Source organism: Flavobacterium pokkalii (assembly GCF_014596575.1).
Classification (GTDB): Bacteria; Bacteroidota; Bacteroidia; order Flavobacteriales; family Flavobacteriaceae; genus Flavobacterium; species Flavobacterium pokkalii.
On sequence record NZ_NASZ01000018.1, the window covers coordinates 1 to 20301 of the forward strand.

The 20301-nt window shown below is 35.6% G+C and carries 16 protein-coding genes; 4 read left to right on the forward strand and 12 right to left on the reverse strand.

Annotated features, from left to right (window positions below):
• Positions 1 to 120 precede the first annotated feature (120 nt).
• The 6 genes from B6A10_RS11490 to B6A10_RS11515 all read right to left on the reverse strand — a co-directional run bounded on the left by B6A10_RS11490 (position 121) and on the right by B6A10_RS11515 (position 6952).
• Positions 121 to 1434 carry an ammonium transporter gene (locus tag B6A10_RS11490; RefSeq protein ID WP_188220983.1) on the reverse strand — a complete coding sequence of 438 codons (1314 nt, stop codon included), beginning with the start codon at positions 1432 to 1434 and terminating at the stop codon, positions 121 to 123.
• Between the two features lie 258 nt (positions 1435 to 1692).
• On the reverse strand, positions 1693 to 2766 hold the full coding sequence (locus B6A10_RS11495) for an alanine/ornithine racemase family PLP-dependent enzyme (RefSeq protein ID WP_055091067.1): 1074 nt from the start codon (positions 2764 to 2766) through the stop codon (positions 1693 to 1695).
• A complete protein-coding gene (gene alr / locus B6A10_RS11500) occupies positions 2766 to 3917 on the reverse strand; it encodes an alanine racemase (protein ID WP_188220984.1) in 1152 nt (383 codons plus the stop codon). Before alr ends, B6A10_RS11495 begins: the two co-directional genes overlap by 1 nt.
• Entirely contained in the window at positions 3907 to 5061 is a 1155-nt protein-coding gene (locus tag B6A10_RS11505) for an amidohydrolase (RefSeq protein WP_188220985.1), read from the reverse strand. Before B6A10_RS11505 ends, alr begins: the two co-directional genes overlap by 11 nt.
• Before the next feature lie 6 nt (positions 5062 to 5067).
• Positions 5068 to 5502 (reverse strand): GNAT family N-acetyltransferase, encoded by a 435-nt coding sequence (locus B6A10_RS11510; RefSeq protein ID WP_188220986.1) that lies wholly within the window; start codon positions 5500 to 5502, stop codon positions 5068 to 5070.
• A complete protein-coding gene (locus B6A10_RS11515) occupies positions 5483 to 6952 on the reverse strand; it encodes a sodium:solute symporter family protein (RefSeq protein ID WP_188220987.1) in 1470 nt (489 codons plus the stop codon). The genes B6A10_RS11510 and B6A10_RS11515 overlap by 20 nt, the downstream gene beginning before the upstream one ends.
• A gap of 419 nt (positions 6953 to 7371) precedes the next feature.
• Between B6A10_RS11515 and B6A10_RS11520 the strand changes: the two genes are divergently transcribed.
• From B6A10_RS11520 to B6A10_RS11530, 3 genes are all read left to right on the forward strand, one after another.
• Positions 7372 to 8352, forward strand: a complete 981-nt coding sequence (locus B6A10_RS11520; protein WP_188220988.1) for a Gfo/Idh/MocA family protein — start codon at positions 7372 to 7374, stop codon at positions 8350 to 8352.
• A 45-nt stretch (positions 8353 to 8397) separates the two neighbouring features.
• Positions 8398 to 9933: a YifB family Mg chelatase-like AAA ATPase gene (locus B6A10_RS11525; protein WP_188220989.1), complete on the forward strand. Its 1536-nt coding sequence runs from the start codon at positions 8398 to 8400 to the stop codon at positions 9931 to 9933.
• Positions 9934 to 10070: 137 nt separating this feature from the next.
• On the forward strand, positions 10071 to 10676 hold the full coding sequence (locus B6A10_RS11530) for an REP-associated tyrosine transposase (protein WP_188220990.1): 606 nt from the start codon (positions 10071 to 10073) through the stop codon (positions 10674 to 10676).
• A gap of 65 nt (positions 10677 to 10741) precedes the next feature.
• On the opposite strand, the gene tilS is transcribed toward B6A10_RS11530, so the two are convergent.
• Positions 10742 to 12055: a tRNA lysidine(34) synthetase TilS gene (gene tilS / locus B6A10_RS11535; RefSeq protein ID WP_188220991.1), complete on the reverse strand. Its 1314-nt coding sequence runs from the start codon at positions 12053 to 12055 to the stop codon at positions 10742 to 10744.
• Positions 12056 to 12072: 17 nt separating this feature from the next.
• Positions 12073 to 13359 (reverse strand): anthranilate synthase component I family protein, encoded by a 1287-nt coding sequence (locus B6A10_RS11540; protein WP_188220992.1) that lies wholly within the window; start codon positions 13357 to 13359, stop codon positions 12073 to 12075.
• Between the two features lie 392 nt (positions 13360 to 13751).
• Here B6A10_RS11540 and B6A10_RS11545 point away from each other — a divergent pair, with 392 nt between their 5' ends.
• Positions 13752 to 14132 carry a DoxX family membrane protein gene (locus B6A10_RS11545; protein ID WP_026714226.1) on the forward strand — a complete coding sequence of 127 codons (381 nt, stop codon included), beginning with the start codon at positions 13752 to 13754 and terminating at the stop codon, positions 14130 to 14132.
• A 62-nt stretch (positions 14133 to 14194) separates the two neighbouring features.
• On the opposite strand, the gene lpdA is transcribed toward B6A10_RS11545, so the two are convergent.
• From lpdA to B6A10_RS11565, 4 genes are all read right to left on the reverse strand, one after another.
• Complete coding sequence (gene lpdA / locus B6A10_RS11550) at positions 14195 to 15598, reverse strand: dihydrolipoyl dehydrogenase (RefSeq protein ID WP_188220993.1); 1404 nt, start codon at positions 15596 to 15598, stop codon at positions 14195 to 14197.
• Positions 15599 to 15886: 288 nt separating this feature from the next.
• Complete coding sequence (locus B6A10_RS11555; protein ID WP_188220994.1) at positions 15887 to 16150, reverse strand: hypothetical protein; 264 nt, start codon at positions 16148 to 16150, stop codon at positions 15887 to 15889.
• A 67-nt stretch (positions 16151 to 16217) separates the two neighbouring features.
• On the reverse strand, positions 16218 to 17012 hold the full coding sequence (locus B6A10_RS11560) for an abortive infection system antitoxin AbiGi family protein (RefSeq protein WP_188220995.1): 795 nt from the start codon (positions 17010 to 17012) through the stop codon (positions 16218 to 16220).
• A 165-nt stretch (positions 17013 to 17177) separates the two neighbouring features.
• Positions 17178 to 20090 carry an FAD-binding and (Fe-S)-binding domain-containing protein gene (locus tag B6A10_RS11565; RefSeq protein WP_188220996.1) on the reverse strand — a complete coding sequence of 971 codons (2913 nt, stop codon included), beginning with the start codon at positions 20088 to 20090 and terminating at the stop codon, positions 17178 to 17180.
• Positions 20091 to 20301: the final 211 nt, after the last annotated feature.

Consider the following 20301-nt stretch of genomic DNA (forward strand, 5'->3'; position numbering starts at 1 on the left):
CAGTTGTAAATCAACGACTAAATATACGAAATAACTTATGTTAAACCAAATATAAAGCACAAAAAAAACCGCCTCAGTTTTGAGACGGCTTCTTTTTTTTGTTTCTATATTAAGAACTTATTATAAATACTCTCCGTGTTGAGAAATATCCAAACCTAATTCTTCTTTATCTTCTGTAACTCTTAAAGGAGTAATTTTGTTTACAATAAAGAATAATGCATAAGAAGCACAAAATGCAAAAACAGATACGATTACCAATGCTGTAAATTGATTGATAAACAAAGTAGATTCTCCAAAGATTAATCCTTGATCAGCTACAGCCGAATTTACTTCTTTAGAAGCAAAAACCCCTGTTAACAACATACCTACCATACCTCCAACACCGTGACAGGCAAATACATCCAAAGCATCGTCAATTTTACCTTTAGGGAATTTACTTACCATAAAGTTACTTACAACACTACTGAACATACCAATGAAGATTCCATGTGGCAAGCTTACAAAACCGGCTGCCGGTGTAATGGCAACTAAACCTACAACGGTACCAATACAAGCCCCCATAGCAGATAATTTGTGTCCTAAAATTTTATCCATAAACACCCAGGCCATACCAGCCGCAGCTGCAGCAACAGTAGTAGTTCCTAAAGCCTGAACCGCTAATCCGTTAGCTCCTAAAGCCGAACCAGCATTGAAACCAAACCATCCAAACCATAATAATCCTGTTCCTAATAAAACGTAAGTAATACGAGCCGGATTTACTTTTTGTACTTTTCTTTTTCCTAAGAACATAGCTCCTGCAAGTGCAGCCCATCCGGCACTCATATGAACCACTGTTCCTCCTGCAAAATCCAAAACTCCCATTTTGAAGAATAATCCATCAGGATGCCAGGTCATGTGACATAATGGAGCATAAATCACTAAAATGAATAATACCATGAATAACATATATGCCCAAAAACGAATTCTTTCGGCAAAAGCTCCCGTAATTAAAGCCGGGGTAATGATGGCAAATTTAGCCTGGAATAAAGCAAACAACATAAATGGAATGGTTCCTGCCAAACTCCATGCTGTATTAGTTCCTACTCCCTGAAAAAACGGATAAGTCGTTGGATCCCCAATAATCCCTCCAATGGTAGTACCAAAAGACAAACTAAATCCAACTACAATCCATAATACGGTAACAATTATCATTGCCATGAAACTTTGCAACATAGTACTGATAACATTTTTTTTACCTACCATACCTCCGTAAAAGAATCCTAATCCCGGAGTCATAAGTAAAACTAAAGCTGTAGCTACAATCATCCAGGCAGTATCTCCTGTATCAAATGCAACAGCTTCTGATGGAACTGGGTTTCCAGTTAAAATAAAACTTGAAAATAGTGTAATGACTAACAACGCTATCATTATTACACTTAAAGTTACTTTTCTCATTGTTTTTTATTTGGTTTAAATTTTCACCAAAAATATAAAATGAAAACATACCCCTGTAAAAAACACCCCCAAAGATGATAATTTTTATTACTTAAACAGTTTGACCCCTTAAATTTTGACAGCATAAACATAAAAAAGACCAAAAAATAACAATTTATTAAATTTCACCCCCTAAAAACATGCTCTCATAGCAAAATCTTAAATAAAATTGAAATCCATTTCTTATATCATTTACAATTCTGCAATAAAAAAAGAATTTTACCCAATCTTTTTTTCGATATAGTCAGAATTTAGCAAATAAAGCGCCCCCATATATCTTAAATTAAAGGATACCAAATCCCCTACTTTGTAATTCCGCTTCGAATTACTAATATCAATCACCAACATATCCGAACTGGCATCAATAATAGTAATTCCCTCATCTTCCGGATTTATATACTGCGGTTGCATATCCAACAATCCTACATCCAAAATAGCTCTTAAAGAAGTACTTCCCAAATCTTCGGCTTTATCAACAGAAAATGTATGTCCAGCTACATTTTCTCCCAGCTCACCGGTAGGCGTGTCCGGCTTTTCGGTGATTTCAATAATTTCACTGTAGAGTTTAAAAACATCGTGATGCATTCCCTCTATGGTTTCTCCGTTAAATAAGTCTTTTCCAAAAAAAAGAGCCTCCCCTATTCTAAAGTGATTCACTGCCATGGGACGGGCATTCTTTAAAATCAACGGCACTGCCACCGAAGTACCGCCGGAAACCCAGGGAATATGAATATTGAATTTGGCTTCAATTAATTGCTTGTACAAACTCAACTGAATCAGTTTGTCCTGTGTAGGCATCACTCCGCTCAAACAATTTAAATTTGTCCCTATACCACGGATTTCAATATTTGGTAAACTAAGTACATTACCATAAAACTCTATCAACTCTTCTCCCATTACACCTTCTCTTAAATCCCCCATTTCAATCATAATAATGATATTATGTGTTTTATTTTGCTTTTGGGCTTCTTTAGAAAGCAACTTAATGGTATATATTTCGGTATTAAAACTCACATCGGCATAGCGCACGATACTTTCAATACTGCGTTTAGCCGGTGGTTTGATGTAAACTGTTTGAATTTCCGGATCCAATGCTTTTATTTTTCGCAAATTACTCGCTCTGGAATCGTGAATTTCCCGAACACCCAACGCTATAATTTCTTTTAAATAAATTTCGTTTCCGCACAACATTTTAGAAACAACTCCCCAATGAATTCCTCTGGGTTTAAAAATTGAATCTAAAAACTGATAATTTTCCTTTAATTTCTCTCTATATAATTTAATAAATGCCATTAGTCTATAATTTTTCTTGGTATTGATTTAGAAATTCGGGTTAACAATTCATAATTCAGCTGATTACTGTAATCTCCAAAAGAAGCAATAGAAATCACCCCTTCATTTTGACTTCCTATTAAAACCACTTCTTCTCCTTTTTTTACTGTTTTAATATCAGTGACATCCACCGCAATCATATTCATATTCACTAATCCAATAACTACACAACGCTGTCCCTGAACAAGTACTCTCCCGTGATTACTTAACGACCTGCTGTATCCATGCGCATAACCAATAGGAATTATAGCGACTTTCATATCTCTTTTTGCCATAAAACTGGTTCCGTAACCAATAAAATTAGTCGTCTTTATTTTTTTGACACTCATGACGACACTCTTCCAGGTAATGACACGGCTCAAAGGATCCAGCTTCATTTTTTTTGCATTCAAATAAGTGATAAATACTTCCTGACTGGGCCATAAACCGTATTGCATAATACCTATTCGTACCAAATCCATTCGGGTTTCCGGAAACATCACCGAAGCTGCCGAACAAGCCGAATGACAGATTTTTGGTTTTAAATCATTTGCTAAGAAGTATTGTTTTATTTCTTTAAAACGTACAATTTGTCTTTCTATTCTGTAATAATTAGAAATACTTTCGGCTCCGGCATAATGGGTGCACAAACCTTTAAATTCTAAATATTCTTTTTCATTTTTCAAAAGAGAAGCCACAGCAGCTAATTCCGATTTTTCAAATCCGGTTCGGTTCATTCCGGTTTCTACTTCAATATGAACGATAGCTTTTTTTCGAAGCTTTTTCGCTATTTGACAAGCCTCAGACAATCTTTTCCTGTCAAAAACAAAAAATTCTATTTCGTTTTCAATAATCCATTCTAAATCTTCTTTTTGCAAAAAACCCATAATTAAAATGGTAATTTTATCATTTAAAACCATTTTAATATCTCTGGCTTCACTAACATCAAAAACGGAAAAATGACGAACACCGCAAGCCGAAGCCATTGTAACAAATTCAGGAATTCCATGTCCATAGGCATTTCCTTTAACAACCGACGAAAAAATGACTTTTTTCCCAAATAGCTGTCTTAAAAAATCGATGTTTTTTTGATAAGCCGAACGACTAAGTTCTATCAGAGAGTTAGTTTGCATCTGTAATTTGTTTACTAATTTGATAAAAAAGACGGATTGCTGTTGGCAGAATTTCATCCGGAAAATCATAATCCGGATTGTGAAGCGCCGGAATATTTAAACCCGCTCCAATTCCGAACAAAGCCCCTTTGTAATTTTGGGTAAATAAGCCAAAGTCCTCTCCCCAACTAAAAGGATTTTCAATTTCGTTTAAATCCAATGTTAATTTCTGAGCGGCCTTCAGAATTTCATCTGCAGCTGCTGAATTGTTTTCAGTAGCATGAAAAACCTGAATCCATTTAGTTTCTATTAAAAGTTGATGTTCACTGGCTATTTTTTGGGCAATCTTTTCTAATAAATGCTCCTTTATTTGCATTTGAGTATCTGTAGTTGTTCTAACCGTAAAATGAATTTCACCAGCGCCGGCCGAAACACCATAAGCTTTTTTTCCCATTTGAATATAAATAGGTGTAATCAAACAATAGTCTTTCTTACGTATATCCGATTGTATTAACTGATGAAAATCATTAATTATTTGGGTAATTGCCAATGCCGGATTAATACCTTTTTCGGGTTCGGCAGCGTGCGAAGTTTTGCCTTTCAATTTTATAATAATACTTTGAACCGCACAGCTAAAACTATTATTTTTAACCACTATCTGATGCAATGGAAAACCCGGTAAATTATGCAAGGCAAAAACATAATCTGGTTGTATGGCTAAAAAAGCAGACTCCTGAATCACTTTTTGTGCTCCTGTTCCATCTTCTTCAGCGGGTTGAAACAAAAGTATTATAGCGCCTGTTTCGGGTCTTTTGTAATGCAATTCAATTGCCAAACCACACAAAACTGCCATGTGTCCGTCATGACCACATTTATGCGAAACCGATTGATAATGTGACCGATGTTCAAAATCATTAATTTCTTCAATTGACAAAGCATCCAGTTCGGCTCTGAACAATACTTTTTTACCTGATTTCCCGGATTTATAAACAGCCGCAACTCCGTTTCCACCTAAATTTTTAATTAATTCGTCCGGCGGAAATTGTTCTAAAAAAGCACAAATTCTTTGCGCTGTTTGCACTTCTTTACCCGAAACTTCCGGAAATTGATGCAACTCTTTGCGAAAGCGAAGCAACGAATTGAGCTGTTTTTTAAAATATTCCATTTGCAACTATTTTATCAGACGCATTTCTAAATATTTATTAGTAAAACCTAGTTTTTCGTATAATTTTCTGGCGGGATTTTCAGGTTCTACATGCAGGGCAATATCGCCATCTGCAATTGAAATTGCTTTTTCCATCAGGCTTTTTCCATATCCTTTTCCACGTTGGCTGTTATCAACTGCGATGTAAACCAATATATTTTCCGGAATAAAACCTTTCATCCCGGTATTATTCAAAATTACAACCCCTACAATGGCATCATTATCAATTCCTACGATAATATTTCCACCTTTTTGGGGATTCATTACATAAGCAATACACTTCAAAATATCTTCAATCTTATCGCCGTATTGCTCCAAATGTGTATATAAAAATTCGGCAATTATCTGATTAGAATAGGTTTTATCTTCACCTGTTGTTGTATTAATTAACTTGAAATTCATTTTTTAATTGTTTTTTATGATGATACATTGAAATTGTAATAAACAGAATAAGTGAAAGACTTATTCCATAAATATTAGCATCTAAATTTTCTGAAAGTTGTATGCCAAATGGCAACTTATTTTGGGTAAGAATCAGCAAAATGGTAGTTCCTCCTCCCAGCAACATACTCCAAAAAGCTGCAATAGAATGACTTTTTTTCCAAAACAAAGCTCCCAAAACGGGTATAAACAATCCTGAAACCATAAACGCATAGGAATAAAGCATTAGTTCTAAAACGTTTTGCATTTGCGAAGCCAAAAAAATGGCAAATATTCCCACCAGCAGTGTTACAATTTGCGAAAGCTGTAATTCTCTTTTATGAGTCAATTTGTTTTTAGCAAATTTGCTTACAATATCAGTAACTATATTTCCGGAAGCAGCCATTAAACAACTATCTGCTGTAGAAAGAATGGCCGAAAAATAAGAAGATAACATCAATCCCATTAATCCGACAGGTAAAATAGTGGCCAATAAAACCGGTAATCCCATTTCACTATCCATTGAAGCAGCATCTGTAATTCCGGCAAACATTCCCTGATTGGCCGCAACTTTAGCCAGCATCCCTAAAATAACGCCCATAAAAGCCATTATTGGCCATTCAAAAACACCTGCAATCAACCAGGCTTTCTTAGCTTCTTTTTCTCCTTTACTGGCGTAAATTCGTTGGTACAATGTCATTCCTACAAACCAAATGGGAATTATCGTTACCGACCAATTAATAATTTGATAAACAGAAACATTGGTGAGTGATAAATATTCAGCAGACAAAGCGTTTTTTATGGCTCCATATCCTCCTACGGCATGATAAGCTACCGGAATTCCAATAAAAACCAAACCGAAAATCAAGACCAACCACTGAATCGTATCGGTATAAATTACTGCTTTTAATCCTCCAATTGAGGTATAAGCCACCGCAATTACCCCCATAACAATCAAAGCTGTTTGAATATCCAACCCTTTAATGGTTGCCGAAGCTAATTTGGCACCGGCCAAAACCTGAGAACTGGTAAATCCTATATAACCAATGGCTGAAATAATACCGGCTAGAAAAGCTACTTTTCCATTATAAAAGTGACTAAAAACCTGAGGAAAAGTGAAAAATTTATGTTTATGTCCCAATCGACTAATGGTTGGAATCAAAAAAACAGCACTTAACCAGGCTCCTAAAACTCCGGTAAACAACATCCAGGAACCCGATAATCCCATCGTAAAACCCAAACCTCCCAAACCGATAGAAAATCCGCCTCCAACATCAGTAGCAACCACCGACAAACCAATGTGCCAGGCATTCATGCTTCTACCGCTTACATAAAAATCTTCTGCTGTTTCATTTTTTTTAAAAAAATAGAGTCCTACGCCGAGCATTAGCAGCATATAGACAAAAAAAATTGCATAATCAATGATGTGCATTTTCTTTTAATTATTACGATTATTTTAAAGCCCGATAATGGAATTCTTCCAAGAGACTAAAGATGCAGCTAACTGCAAAAAAGAATTATTTTGTAACAACGATTTCAAGAATTTGAAATCAGAAAAAGGGAAGTAAAAAAATGACTTATTTCTACTATTAAACCCCGAAAAAACAAACAAATACTCGCAAATATATAAAAAAACAGCCTAAAACAGATGTTTTTTTTCAAAAAACACAGTTTATTAAATCTTAGCTGTCCAAATTCTGAGTATAAAATTCAGATTGAAGAATCTAAATTATTTTCATTTTAGAAAATTATCAAAAAGAGTATATTGTCAAAAAAATAATACAATAAAAATTTAATTATTAACAAAATTTAATTATTTTTAATTTTAGACTTATTAAACTAAAATACACAATGAAAAAAGCGCCTACGATAAAATGGGGAATAATAGGATTAGGCAGAATTGCACATCAATTTGCTAAAGAATTGCAATTAGTCAATGGAACAGAACTTGTTGCAGTTGCGTCAAGAAGTAAAGAAAATGCTGAAAGTTTTGCAAAAATTTATCATTGTCCAAAAGCATATGATTCCTATGAAGCTATTCTAAACGACGATACTATTGATATCATATATATTGCTACTCCTCATGATTCGCATGCTACTTTAACAATGCAGGCACTAGAAAAAAACAAACATGTATTGTGTGAAAAACCCATTGCTTTGAATTATTCTGACGCCGAAAAAATGATTGCTGCTTCGAAAAAAAACAAAAAATTTTTTATGGAAGCATTTTGGACCCGATTCAACCCTTCATTTAAGGAAACTCTATCTAAGATAAAACAAGGTGAGCTTGGAAAAGTGCAATATATTAATGCTGACTTTGCTTTTGTAGGGAACGAAAATGAAAAGAACAGGTTGTTTGATTTAAAACTGGGAGGTGGTGCGTTGATGGATATAGGGGTTTATCCACTATTTTTAGCCTACACAATTTTAGGTATTCCTGAAAAAATTGATGCAAAATCTATTTTTCATACTAGCGGGGTTGACAAACAAACCGCTATGATTTTACAATACCCTGATGCACAAGCTATATTGTATGCAGGAATTAACACTACTTCAGAAATGAAGGCCACCATAAGCGGTACTGAAGGCAGGATCAATTTGAATCCTACCTGGCATATGGCAGAATCCTATACTGTGATAAAAGATAATATGGAAATAAAATACGATTTCCCTACCAAAGGTATGGGCTACACGTATGAAATTGAAGAATGTCATCAATGCATTCAAAATAAAGCCATTGAAAGCCAACTTTGGTCACACAAAAACAGCTTGGAACTCATCAAAATTGTTGATGAAATCAAAAAAATAATTGGATTAGACTTTTCGATCTAATTATTAAAGTAATCTATCTATTGTGCAATTGAAACTAAATTTCTCATGTTAGTAAAAGTATTTGGAAGTGCCGTTTTTGGAGTAGAAGCCACTACCATCACCGTAGAAGTTAATGTTGACAAAGGTGTCGGATACCATTTAGTTGGTTTGCCTGACAATGCTATAAAAGAAAGTAGTTTTCGCATTGCGGCTGCTTTAAAAAACAATGGTTATATGCTGCCCGGCAAAAAAATCACCATCAATATGGCTCCTGCCGATTTACGCAAAGAAGGTTCTGCTTACGACCTGACACTTGCTTTGGGCATTTTGGTTGCTTCCGGACAAATAAAAGGAGACGAAATCGACAAATACATTATCATGGGCGAATTATCGCTTGACGGCAGCTTACAACCTATAAAGGGAGCTTTACCTATTGCTATCAAAGCCAAAGCAGAAGGTTTCAAAGGCTTTTTTCTCCCGAAACATAATGTCAAAGAAGCGGCAATAGTTAAAGATTTAGATGTTTACGGAGTAGAAAACGTACAGGAAGTCATTGATTTTTTTGAAGGAAAAGGCAATTTGGAACCTACAAAAATCGATACCAGAGCCGAATTTTACAAAGAATTAGACTTTCCCGAATTTGATTTTTCGGATGTCAAAGGTCAGGAAAGCATTAAAAGATGTATGGAAATTGCCGCAGCAGGCGGTCACAACATTATTCTCATTGGTCCTCCGGGAGCCGGAAAAACCATGCTAGCCAAACGTTTACCAAGCATTCTCCCGCCTATGACCTTACACGAAGCTCTGGAAACTACTAAAATCCACAGCGTTGCCGGAAAACTAAAAGAAGTTGGCTTGATGAATCAGCGTCCTTTTCGAAGTCCGCATCATACCATTTCTAATGTAGCTCTGGTGGGCGGTGGCAGTTATCCGCAACCGGGTGAGATTTCGATGGCTCACAATGGAGTTTTATTTTTAGACGAATTACCCGAATTCAAACGCGATGTATTGGAAGTAATGCGTCAGCCTTTGGAAGACCGCGAAGTTACTATTTCACGCGCCAAATTCACGGTGACTTACCCTTCCTCTTTTATGCTGGTTGCCAGTATGAATCCGAGTCCGAGTGGATTTTTCAATGATCCCAATGCCGCGCAAACCGCTTCGCCTTACGAAATGCAACGTTATCTGAGCAAAATTTCGGGGCCATTATTAGACCGAATCGATATTCATATTGAAGTGACTCCTGTCCCATTTGAGAAATTATCCGATAATCAAAAAGCCGAAAGCAGTGTGACTATTCGAAAAAGAGTAACCGAAGCAAGGGAAATTCAATCGGTGCGATTTGAAAAAATGGATAACATTCATTACAATGCACAAATGAATACAAAACACATCCGCGAATTTTGCGCCTTAAACGAAGATTCCAAAACCTTATTAAAAAATGCGATGGAACGACTGAATCTTTCCGCCAGAGCCTACGACCGAATTTTGAAAGTCGCCCGAACTATTGCCGACTTAGAAACTTCACCGGAAGTTGCTGCTGCTCATATTGCCGAAGCTATTCAATATCGAAGTCTGGACAGAGATGGTTGGCTGGGGTAATGTTTTTTTTGGTTAGTAATTTATCGCTTAAAATTCTAAACTAATTTGAAGAATGCTTTTGTTGAATCACCCAAGCTCCGCAAAGTCTCCGACTTTGAGGATGTGATTTTCAGTCTCTGACTGACCTTTAAAAAGATATGAAAGAAAAAGAAGGATACATAATTCGAGATCAATGCAAAATGCATTTTATAACTGCAACGGTTGTAGACTGGGTTGATGTTTTTTCTAGAAAAACATATAAGGATTGTATAATAGAAAGTTTGGATTTTTGTATAAAAAACAAAGGAATGATTTTGTATGGCTTTGTCATTATGTCTAATCATATTCATTTAATCATTCAGTCAGAAAACAGTAAATTATCCGATTTGATTCGGGATTTCAAGAAGTTTACAGCAAAAACCATTTTGAATAAAATAGAAACAGAGCCAGAAAGCAGAGCTAATTGGATGCTGAAACGTTTTGAATTTGCTTGTAAAAGCCATAATCGAAATGAAAAATATCAGTTTTGGCAGTATGGTAATCATCCTGAAGAAATTTACTCTGAAAAGTTTTTTTGGTCGAAATTGGATTATATCCATTTGAATCCTGTTCGCGCAGGAATTGTTTCCAAAGCTTCTCATTATTTATATTCCAGTGCTTCAAATTATGTTAACAATAATGGAATTATAACAATTACAAAAGTAGATAATCCAGTAATAGATGTTTTGAAACCACAATCAATCAATACAATATACAATTGGTAATGAAGGTCGAAGACCTTTAATCACATCCACAAAGTCGGAGACTTTGCGGAACATGTGTTAGTGACTTAAAATTCTAAAGTAATTTCCAAAATATTTTGTGTTGCATTATCAATTCGGAATCTTTCGTCCTGACGAACTCCTACTACCCAAACAATTTGATTAGTTGACCAAAGAACCCAGCAATTATCTTTTTCAATTAAAGATAATTTTTCGTCTTTAAAAAGTTTGCTCAACTTCTTGGATTTTCCGTTCATCCCAAAAGGTTGAAAAGCATCGCCTTTCTGCCAAGGCTTTAAAACCAAAGGATATTGTAATTTATCCGCATCAACAAATATTGTGTTTGTCGAAGTATTTTCAATATGATCAGCTTTTTCAAAACGAAGATGTAAAGGAGTATCAATTACACCGCAATCCTTTTCTATCCAATATTCGGGATTTTCGACCTCCAATTGAAGCGGACTAAGAATCAATTGCCCTCTATCTTTTAACAAACGGTAATTAGCTGAAAAAACCTGCTTCCCGGACTGACTTTCCACCAAATTATAAATATCTTCCCAGGCAGTAAATCCAAATTCATGCAGCCATTGGTACAAATACGACAAATAATTAGGCAATTTCAACAATTGTTTCAAATCAAAAACAATTGTTTCTCCTTCTTCTTTCGCAACCTGCTGATAGACCATTATAGCGGCATCTTCAACTAATTCCTGAGATTGTTGAAGGTAAGTCTGTGTTTTTTGAAAGCTTTCTAAAAATTGCGGATTTAATTCTTTTAGCAAAGGAACCAGATGATGCCTGATTTTATTTCGTAAATATTTATCCGAAGCGTTACTGCTGTCTTCGCGCCATTGAATATGATTCTCTTTAGCGTATTCCAAAATTTCAGCTCTCGAAAAAGGCAACAAGGGACGAATAATTTTACCATTTTGAGCCGGAATTCCCGTCAAACCCTCTAATCCGGTGCCTCTGCTTAAATTGATTAGAAAAGTTTCAACGCTATCATCGGCATGATGCGCCGTTAAAATATAATCGTAATTCTCAGTTTCTAACAATTCGTAAAACCAATTGTAACGCAATTCCCGAGCTGCAATTTGTGTAGAAAGTTTAAAATCATTCGCAAAAGCTTCGGTGTCAAACTGCGTTACAAACAACGGAATTGCATTTGCATCAGCATAATCCTGAACAAAATGCTGATCTTCAAAACTTTCCAATCCACGTAATTGAAAATTACAGTGACACAATGCAATATCACACTTCAATTGATGTAACAGATGAACTAAAACCATGCTGTCAATTCCTCCGCTAACAGCCAAAAGCAAGCGACTTTTTTCCAGAAAAGGAAAATTTTGACGAATATGTTTTTCAAACTTTCTGAACATTAATTATCAATTAAAATTTACTGCAACACTTCAAACATGGCTTTTGCTTTCAACAAGCATTCCTGATATTCTTTTTCCGGAACCGAAAGCGAAGTTATGGCACTTCCTACCGAAAAAGATAAATATTTATTTTCCTGATTATACAAAATACTTCGGATAACCACATTAAAATCAAAATCGCCTTCAGGGGTAAAATAACCTACGGCTCCGCTGTACAAACCTCTTTTGGTTTCTTCCAATTCTTCAATAATCTTCATTACTGAAATCTTCGGAGCTCCGGTCATACTTCCCATAGGAAAAGTAAACCTTAAAACATCAACACCAGCGTATTGCGTATCAAGTCTTGAAGTAATAGTTGAAATCATTTGGTGCACTTGTAAGAACGAATAAACCCCACATAACTCCGTTACCTGAACAGAACCTTTTTGAGCTGTGTGCGACAAATCATTCCGAACCAAATCAGTAATCATAATATTTTCAGCTCGCTCTTTAGCATTGGTTGCCAATTCATTTTTAGATTTTTCATCCTCAACAAAGTCCAAAAAACGCTTGGCTGTTCCTTTTATCGGCTGAGAAATAAGTGTATCTCCTTTTTTCTTCAAATAGCGTTCCGGTGAAGCCGACAACAAAAACTGTTTATGATTTTTAAAAAATACTGCAAAAGGCGGTTTGGAAATAGCATTCAGTTTTAAAAAAGTATCTAATGGATCTATTTGTGCGTTTTCGGCATAAAATTCCATGCAAAAATTAGCCTCATACAAATCTCCTCTGTGAATATAATCCAGCATTTTGCTTACCTTTTGCTTGTAAGCCTCTTCAGAAATACGTTCCTGTATAGGCAAAGCTTCGGCTGTAACTTCAAAATCAGTTGTCAAAGAAATAATTTCCTTCCAGTCTTCTTCAAATTCATCATCGCAAAAATGCAAGTACCGAATTTCCAACTCGTTTCCTTTAGCTAAAAAAAGCTTTTTTGGTTGGTAAAAAAACAAATCTGGAAAATGCAAACCGTCAAAATTTTCAGAAGTTAATGCTTCGGTATCGTTTTTTAAATCATAAGACAAATAGCCAAACAACCAGTCTCTGCTGGATTGCTGGTATTGTTTTAAGTCTTCAAAAGCATTAAAATAATCGGTTTTAATCGAGGTAAAAGCGTCCACTGCCAAAATCCAGTCGTAACTGGAATATTCCTGTTGGTATTGATTACTATCCAAAAAAGTCACTTCCCGAAACTGCTGTGACCACAACAAAAGCTGTTTTTTAAGGAATTGTAAGCCTGTTATATCTTTTGTAAAGAATGTTCTCAAAGTAAAATTTTAAAGGGTAAAATTACAATAAATACGCGACTTATTGGAGATTTGACTTTCAGATTTTAACACCGAACAGTGACTTTTGGAATTCGAAAATCATAATTACAAACAAAAGTTTTGTCATTCAATTTAAAAACAAATCACCAATAGATTATCAAATTAACATTTCAACAAATAATAATTTCTTAAAAAACACAAAATCAGCTGTATTTTTTGTAAATTTACAATAGAACAGAAAAACAAAAGCCGCTAAAAGCAGTTTGTTCTAACTGCAAATACTGGTTTTTTCTGACTGAAACGGTTATCTAAAGAGAGTTTTTACCAACAATGAAAGTGCCGGACCGCAACCTGATTTTTTTGATTTGCTAACCCATAAAATCTAATATATCATGAAAATTGCAACCCTTATTGTTCGTACGCTCATGGGAGCCATATTTCTTTGTACTTCTATTAGTTATTTTGTACTCTCTAATCCGGAACCAACAACTACAGGAGATTTCAAAGCGTTCCAAATTGGTTTAATCGCTTCAACTTATTTAATGCCTTTAGCAAAATCAGTTGAATTTTTATGTGGCTTGTCATTTATTACCGGAAAATTTACCACTCTGGCCAATATTGTCATTTTTCCCGTAATTATCAATATTCTGTTAATTAATTACTTTTTAACCCCAAACAATCTTCCTATTGGTATTGCTGTTTTTCTAGGGAATCTCTTCCTGATTTACTCGCACTGGCAAAACTACAAAGGATTGTTTAAAATGAATGGTTAGAAAAACAAAACCCGTCCCGAAATAAGTTATCGGGACGGGTTTTAATTATTTAGTTACACTTATTAAATGTGTAAAGCTCTGTTATCCGTTGCTGCTAAAGCCGCTTCTTTTACCGCTTCCGCAAATGTAGGATGCGCGTGAGACATTCTTGAAATATCTTCAGCAGAAGCTTTGTATTCCATAGCTACTACCGCCTCAGCAATTAAATCGGCTGTTCTGGCACCAATCATGTGAACACCTAAAACTTCGTCAGTTGTAGCATCCGCTAAGATTTTCACAAAACCATCTAAATCAGCACTTGCTCTTGCACGTCCTAAAGCTTTAAATGGAAAACTTCCTGATTTGTAAGCTACTCCAGCCGCTTTTAATTGCTCTTCTGTTTGTCCTACAGCAGCAACCTCAGGCCATGTGTAAACTACACCAGGAATTAAGTTATAATCGATATGTGGTTTTTGTCCCGCTAAGATTTCAGCAACCATAGTTCCTTCTTCTTCCGCTTTGTGAGCCAACATCGCACCACGTACTACGTCACCAATAGCATATATATTAGAAGCCGAAGTTTGTAAATGATCGTTTACTTCAACCTGACCTCTTTCAGAGATTTTAACTCCGGCAGCTTCAGCATTCAATCCGTCTGTATAAGGACGACGACCAACAGAAACTAATGAATAATCTCCTTCAAGTGTAATTACCTCACCTTTAGCATTTTCAGCTTTTACAGTCACCACGTCACCTGCTCTTTCTACTGACTGTACTTTGTGAGAAGTATAGAATTTCATTCCTTGTTTTTTCAACACTTTTGTCAACTCTTTAGACAAAGCACCGTCCATTCCCGGAATAATTCTGTCCATGAATTCTACTACAGAAACCTGAGCTCCTAAACGTAAATATACCTGACCTAATTCGATTCCGATAACTCCCCCACCAATAATCACAAGGTGTTTAGGCACTTCTGTTAAACTTAAAGCCTCTGTAGAAGTAATGATTCTTTCTTTATCTATTTTGATAAATGGTAAAGAAGATGGTTTAGAACCTGTTGCAATAATGGTATGCTTAGCTTCAATAGTTTCAGAAGTTCCGTCCGCTTTTGCAACAGCAACATGTGTAGCATCAACAAAAGAACCTAAACCATTAAAAACAGTGATGTTATTTTTATCCATCAAGTAGTTGATTCCACCGGAAGTTTGATCTACAACTGCCTTTTTACGGGCAATCATTTTCTCTAAATTTACCTTTACTTCTCCGGAAACCTCGATTCCGTGATCGGCAAAGTGAGCGATTTCGGCATAATGATGAGAAGAAGACAACAAAGCTTTTGAAGGAATACATCCTACATTCAAACAAGTTCCTCCCAATGTGGAATATTTTTCGATAATAGCTGTTTTGAAACCTAGTTGCGCACAACGAATCGCTGATACATATCCTCCAGGTCCCGAACCTATAACGACTACGTCAAATGAATTCATAGTATATTTTGTTTTTTATTATTTTTTTAAAATGTCGAAGAGCAAAAATAGGGAATTCTATTGGGTTTAAACTTTAAAAAAAAAGTTATTTTGTTAGGTTTTTGTATTACTTATTGAATTTAGGATATCATTTTAGAACATCCCGAAGCTTCGAGAACAAGCTATCAAAAATTACCCCTATTGAAGCAGTTAAGTTTTACATCTAAAAAATAGAATTGTCTAAAACTTAAAAATCCCGTTCTGATTACAAGTATCAGGACGGGAGTTTTTATACATTCAAACTAATTTTTATCTTTTTTTTAACCAAACAATTATTTGATACAGCAAGTAAATAATCACAATAACATTTAGTAAATGCCAAATATGTAAACTGATATAGTTGACTTTTTGCCAGAAAGTCATGCTCGCTAAACTAAAATATTCTCCTTTGCTTTCCTCATAATTATCATCATAATTCATTAACATCAATCCAAGAAAAAGATACACTGCTAAATCAAAAACGATTAATCCAATACCAATTAAGATATTTTTGATGGTGAATAGTTTTTTCATTGTTTATGATTATAATTTAAAATTCTGCGCTAATTAATGTGGTAAATCTGCACGATCAGAATTTTATTTAAAAGTCTTCAAGTATCTGCTCAGAAGAAATTATTTTTGTTTTTAATATTTTAATTTCATCAGATGTATATAATGCTTTCATAGAATCTAAAGCATCAAACAATGCAATCATTTCATTTTCTTTATTGACAATAATGTATTTGACGTCTTCAGATTTAAACTTTAAAGAGAAATCTTTTGCAATTGTATCATTTGCAGAGGCCCTTTTAATATCATTTAAAAACTCTTCTTTTGTAAGACGATAGTGACCATCCTCAACTTTCAAAAAAGGAACATACCTCCATTCTCGTTCATCGTAGAATCTCTTGTCAACATATGTGTTTATTCTCCACATTTGCCCGCTATATGGTTTGTAAAAACCTGATAATTCAAAAAGTGCAACTAATGGATTTTCTTCCATCGGTAAATCTTTAAAGGCATTTGATCCACTTGCTGTGGCTGTAGCTGATGCGCCACCAATTAATTGACCGAGCTGCATCAGATATTTAATTTGAGTTGAATTATCATGTATATATGTTAATGGGGTCAAACCATTTTTTTTACCCCAATCTTTTGATAACCCTATACCATATGATCCATAAAATTGTAAATGTCTATCTATTTTTGATAGAGGTAGGTCGCAGAAACAAGTCATAGGAACTGCAGATTCACTCTTTGAATCCTTAGAAAAAAATAAGTCATAACCTAATTCTTCTAAACAAAATTTTGGAGCAAAACCATTTTTTAAAATGCTAATAATTCTCTCAGCTGAATTAGTGAAATGGAATAATGTATTAGAAGAAATTACAGACATATATTAAAATTACAGTAAAATTAAACAAGACACAAATTTAGAAACATTTCTTACATACCAAACAAATATATTCTTTTTTAAAACTCACAAAACAAAGTCACACTCCTCAACGAAGCATGGCTTTTGTATTTGTCATTGAAATTGCAATTGTTATTATAAAAGCATTTATTTCAAACAACTTTTCAAAATTGTCACAGGATGTTGTGCTTTTCTATTCGTTCCGTCAAAAATCTGGTGACGGCAAGAGGTTCCAGCTGCGGCAATCGCTACGTTTTCATCGGTAGCTCTGACTTTTGGAAATAAAGTATCTTCACCCATTTTCATACTAATGTCGTAATGTTCGGCTTCGTAACCAAAAGATCCTGCCATTCCGCAACAACCGGAATTATAAATCGTAACGCTATTATTTTTAGGCACATTCAGCATGGTGAAAGTTGCTTCAACCGCACTCAGTGATTTTTGGTGACAATGGCCGTGAATTTTAATCTGCTTTTCGTTAGTCGAAAATTGTCCGGCATGAATATGCCCAGCCAGAATTTCTTTTTTGAAAAACTCTTCGATAGTCAGCACATTTTTGGCTAATTCCTGAGCCGCGATTTTATCTTCAGCCAAACGCAAATATTCGTCTCTGAACGTCAATATCGCCGATGGTTCTATTCCTATCAACGGGCAATCTTCTGAAATTATCGGAGCAAAAGTCGCCACGTTCTTCACAGCCAGCATTTTCGCTTCTTCTAAAAATCCTTTGGAAAGATAAGCTCTTCCGCTTTCTTCATGCTCCACGGTAATAACTTCATAACCCAAAGCAGTCAACAATTCGAAAGCATCAATCCCCACATTCACATCATAATAATTGGTAAACTCATCACAAAACAAGACTACTTTTTTAGAATTGCTATTGCCGTTGTTATTGACTTTATTATTGCTCAACCACTTTCTAAATGTTTGTTTTGCCAAATGCGGCACTTCACGCTCGGGAGCAATTCCCATCGCTTTTTTCACCAATGAAAGATTCGAAACAATATTCGTCAACGACGGGAACATACTTCCCATTTTGTTCATCTTAGCATTGTTAGCAAACAATTTATTACGCAATGAAAAGCCATTCGTTTTTTGATATTGGTACAAAAATTCCGCTTTTAAAGTCGCCACATCCACATTAGACGGACATTCACTGGCGCAGGCTTTACAGCTCACACACAACTCAAAAACCTCATATAATTCCTTATGATTGAATTTATTTTCCTTGTCCGAATGCGTTAAATATTCCCGCAAGGCATTCGCACGGGCGCGAGTGGTGTCTTTTTCATCACGGGTAGCGCGATAACTCGGACACAAAGTTCCTCCCGCCGACGGCATTTTGCGGCAATCTCCCGAACCATTACATTTTTCGGCAGCTCTTAAAATTCCTAAACTATCTGAGAAATCCTGAAACGTTTTAATATCCGGTTCTACTCTTCCCGCTTCAAAACGGAAATTTTCATCCATTTTTAAGGCATTGACAATTTTTCCCATATTCAAAACTGAATTTGGGTCGAAAGCCAATTTCAGTCTTTTGAGTAATTCATAATTTTTTTCGCCAATCATGTAAGGCAAAAATTCGCCTCTTACAATTCCGTCTCCATGTTCTCCACTCAAAGAACCTCGGTATTTTTTGACTAAATGTGCTACTTCGGTAGCAATATTTCGAAACTGATAAACACCTTCTTTGGTCTTTAAATTCAAGACCGGACGCAGGTGTAATTCGCCCGCTCCGGCATGCGCATAATAAATCGCCGATTGTCCATGACGCTCCATCATTGCCGAAAAATCGGCAATATAATTGGGCAAATCACTCAATTCAACAGCGGTATCTTCAATAGAATCAGCAGCTTTGTCGTCACCTACAATACTTCCTAAAAGTCCCAATCCGGCTTTACGCAATTCGTTTACTTTTTCAATATCGGCACCATATAATTTTGGCGATGCATACCCAAATTTGTTCGCTTCTAAATCCCGGATTAAATCATCCGCTTGTTTTTCGGCTTCTTCCATACTGATGTACGAACCAACTTCAAACATCATAATTGCTTTGGGTTCACCCTGAATAAAAAAGCGGTTTTTGCTTTGCTCTTTATTGTGTTTGGTACAATCCAAAATGGTATCATCAATCATTTCGCAGGTGTACAAATGATGCTTCATAGCCACCATGACTGCTTCCAAACTTTCCTGAATACTATCAAAATGTGTCACCACCATAATATTATTCGAAGGTGGCAAATCATCCACTTTCAATGTAACTTCAGTCGTAATGGCTAAGGTTCCTTCACTTCCACAAAGCAATTTCCCTACATTAATCGTAGGTTCTGTTCCGCCAAACAAATCCGATTGCAACAAAATATCTACTGCATACCCCGTATTGCGACGGTGAATTTCCGGTTTTGGAAATTCATTTTTAATCACCTGCTGCTGTGCTTCAATTGATAATTCTTCATACAATTTTCTGTAAATGGCACTTTCTAAAGAATCACCTTTGGTTTTTTCGATGAATTCCGCAGAACTGATTGTATTAAAAACTGCTTTCGAACCATCGGCAAGCACGGCTTTGATTTCCACAATTTTATCGCGGGTTACTCCGTAACGAATAGAAGTTGTTCCCGAAGAGTTGTTCCCTACCATTCCTCCAATCATACAACGATTAGAAGTCGAAGTATTGGGACCGAAAAATACACCATGCGGTTTTAAATACAAATTCAGTTCGTCCCGAATGACTCCGGGTTGCACGGTTACAGTCTTCTTTTCGGCATCAAAACCGATAATTTGAGTAAAATATTTAGACACATCTACCACAATTCCGTCCCCAATAGTTTGTCCCGCAAGCGAAGTTCCGGCAGTTCGGGGAATCAGGGTCGTTTTATGCTCATTAGCAAATTTTACCAATCGAACAATATCTTCCACAGATTTAGGCAAGGCTACCGCCAAAGGAATAATACGATAAGCCGAGGCATCGGTTGCGTATAAAGTTTTATGAAGATTATCATATAAAAGTGTTCCTTCTAACGAATCGGCCAATTGCTCTAAAGCTTGTGAATGCGACATAACAGAATTATCTTTTGTGTATTTAATACAGTTCTAAATTTATTTTGACAAATATAAATATACCCATCGGGTGAAACTGTTTTTTGCTGATAAATTTTCGTCAGTTCGAGTGATTTTCTTTAGAAAACTGTATCGAGAACAAGAAAATTTATCAGCAGAAACGGTTCTCGATACATTTTTTGCTTCATTGCATTACGCAAAAAACACTCGA

Coding starts and splice junctions, on each gene's coding strand:
- B6A10_RS11490 (WP_188220983.1), bottom strand. CDS start 1,434: ATGAGAAAAGTAACTTTAAGTGTAATAATGATAGCGTTGTTAGTCATT.
- B6A10_RS11495 (WP_055091067.1), bottom strand. CDS start 2,766: ATGGCATTTATTAAATTATATAGAGAGAAATTAAAGGAAAATTATCAG.
- alr (WP_188220984.1), bottom strand. CDS start 3,917: ATGCAAACTAACTCTCTGATAGAACTTAGTCGTTCGGCTTATCAAAAA.
- B6A10_RS11505 (WP_188220985.1), bottom strand. CDS start 5,061: ATGGAATATTTTAAAAAACAGCTCAATTCGTTGCTTCGCTTTCGCAAA.
- B6A10_RS11510 (WP_188220986.1), bottom strand. CDS start 5,502: ATGAATTTCAAGTTAATTAATACAACAACAGGTGAAGATAAAACCTAT.
- B6A10_RS11515 (WP_188220987.1), bottom strand. CDS start 6,952: ATGCACATCATTGATTATGCAATTTTTTTTGTCTATATGCTGCTAATG.
- B6A10_RS11520 (WP_188220988.1), top strand. CDS start 7,372: ATGAAAAAAGCGCCTACGATAAAATGGGGAATAATAGGATTAGGCAGA.
- B6A10_RS11525 (WP_188220989.1), top strand. CDS start 8,398: ATGTTAGTAAAAGTATTTGGAAGTGCCGTTTTTGGAGTAGAAGCCACT.
- B6A10_RS11530 (WP_188220990.1), top strand. CDS start 10,071: ATGAAAGAAAAAGAAGGATACATAATTCGAGATCAATGCAAAATGCAT.
- tilS (WP_188220991.1), bottom strand. CDS start 12,055: ATGTTCAGAAAGTTTGAAAAACATATTCGTCAAAATTTTCCTTTTCTG.
- B6A10_RS11545 (WP_026714226.1), top strand. CDS start 13,752: ATGAAAATTGCAACCCTTATTGTTCGTACGCTCATGGGAGCCATATTT.
- lpdA (WP_188220993.1), bottom strand. CDS start 15,598: ATGAATTCATTTGACGTAGTCGTTATAGGTTCGGGACCTGGAGGATAT.
- B6A10_RS11555 (WP_188220994.1), bottom strand. CDS start 16,150: ATGAAAAAACTATTCACCATCAAAAATATCTTAATTGGTATTGGATTA.
- B6A10_RS11560 (WP_188220995.1), bottom strand. CDS start 17,012: ATGTCTGTAATTTCTTCTAATACATTATTCCATTTCACTAATTCAGCT.
- B6A10_RS11565 (WP_188220996.1), bottom strand. CDS start 20,090: ATGTCGCATTCACAAGCTTTAGAGCAATTGGCCGATTCGTTAGAAGGA.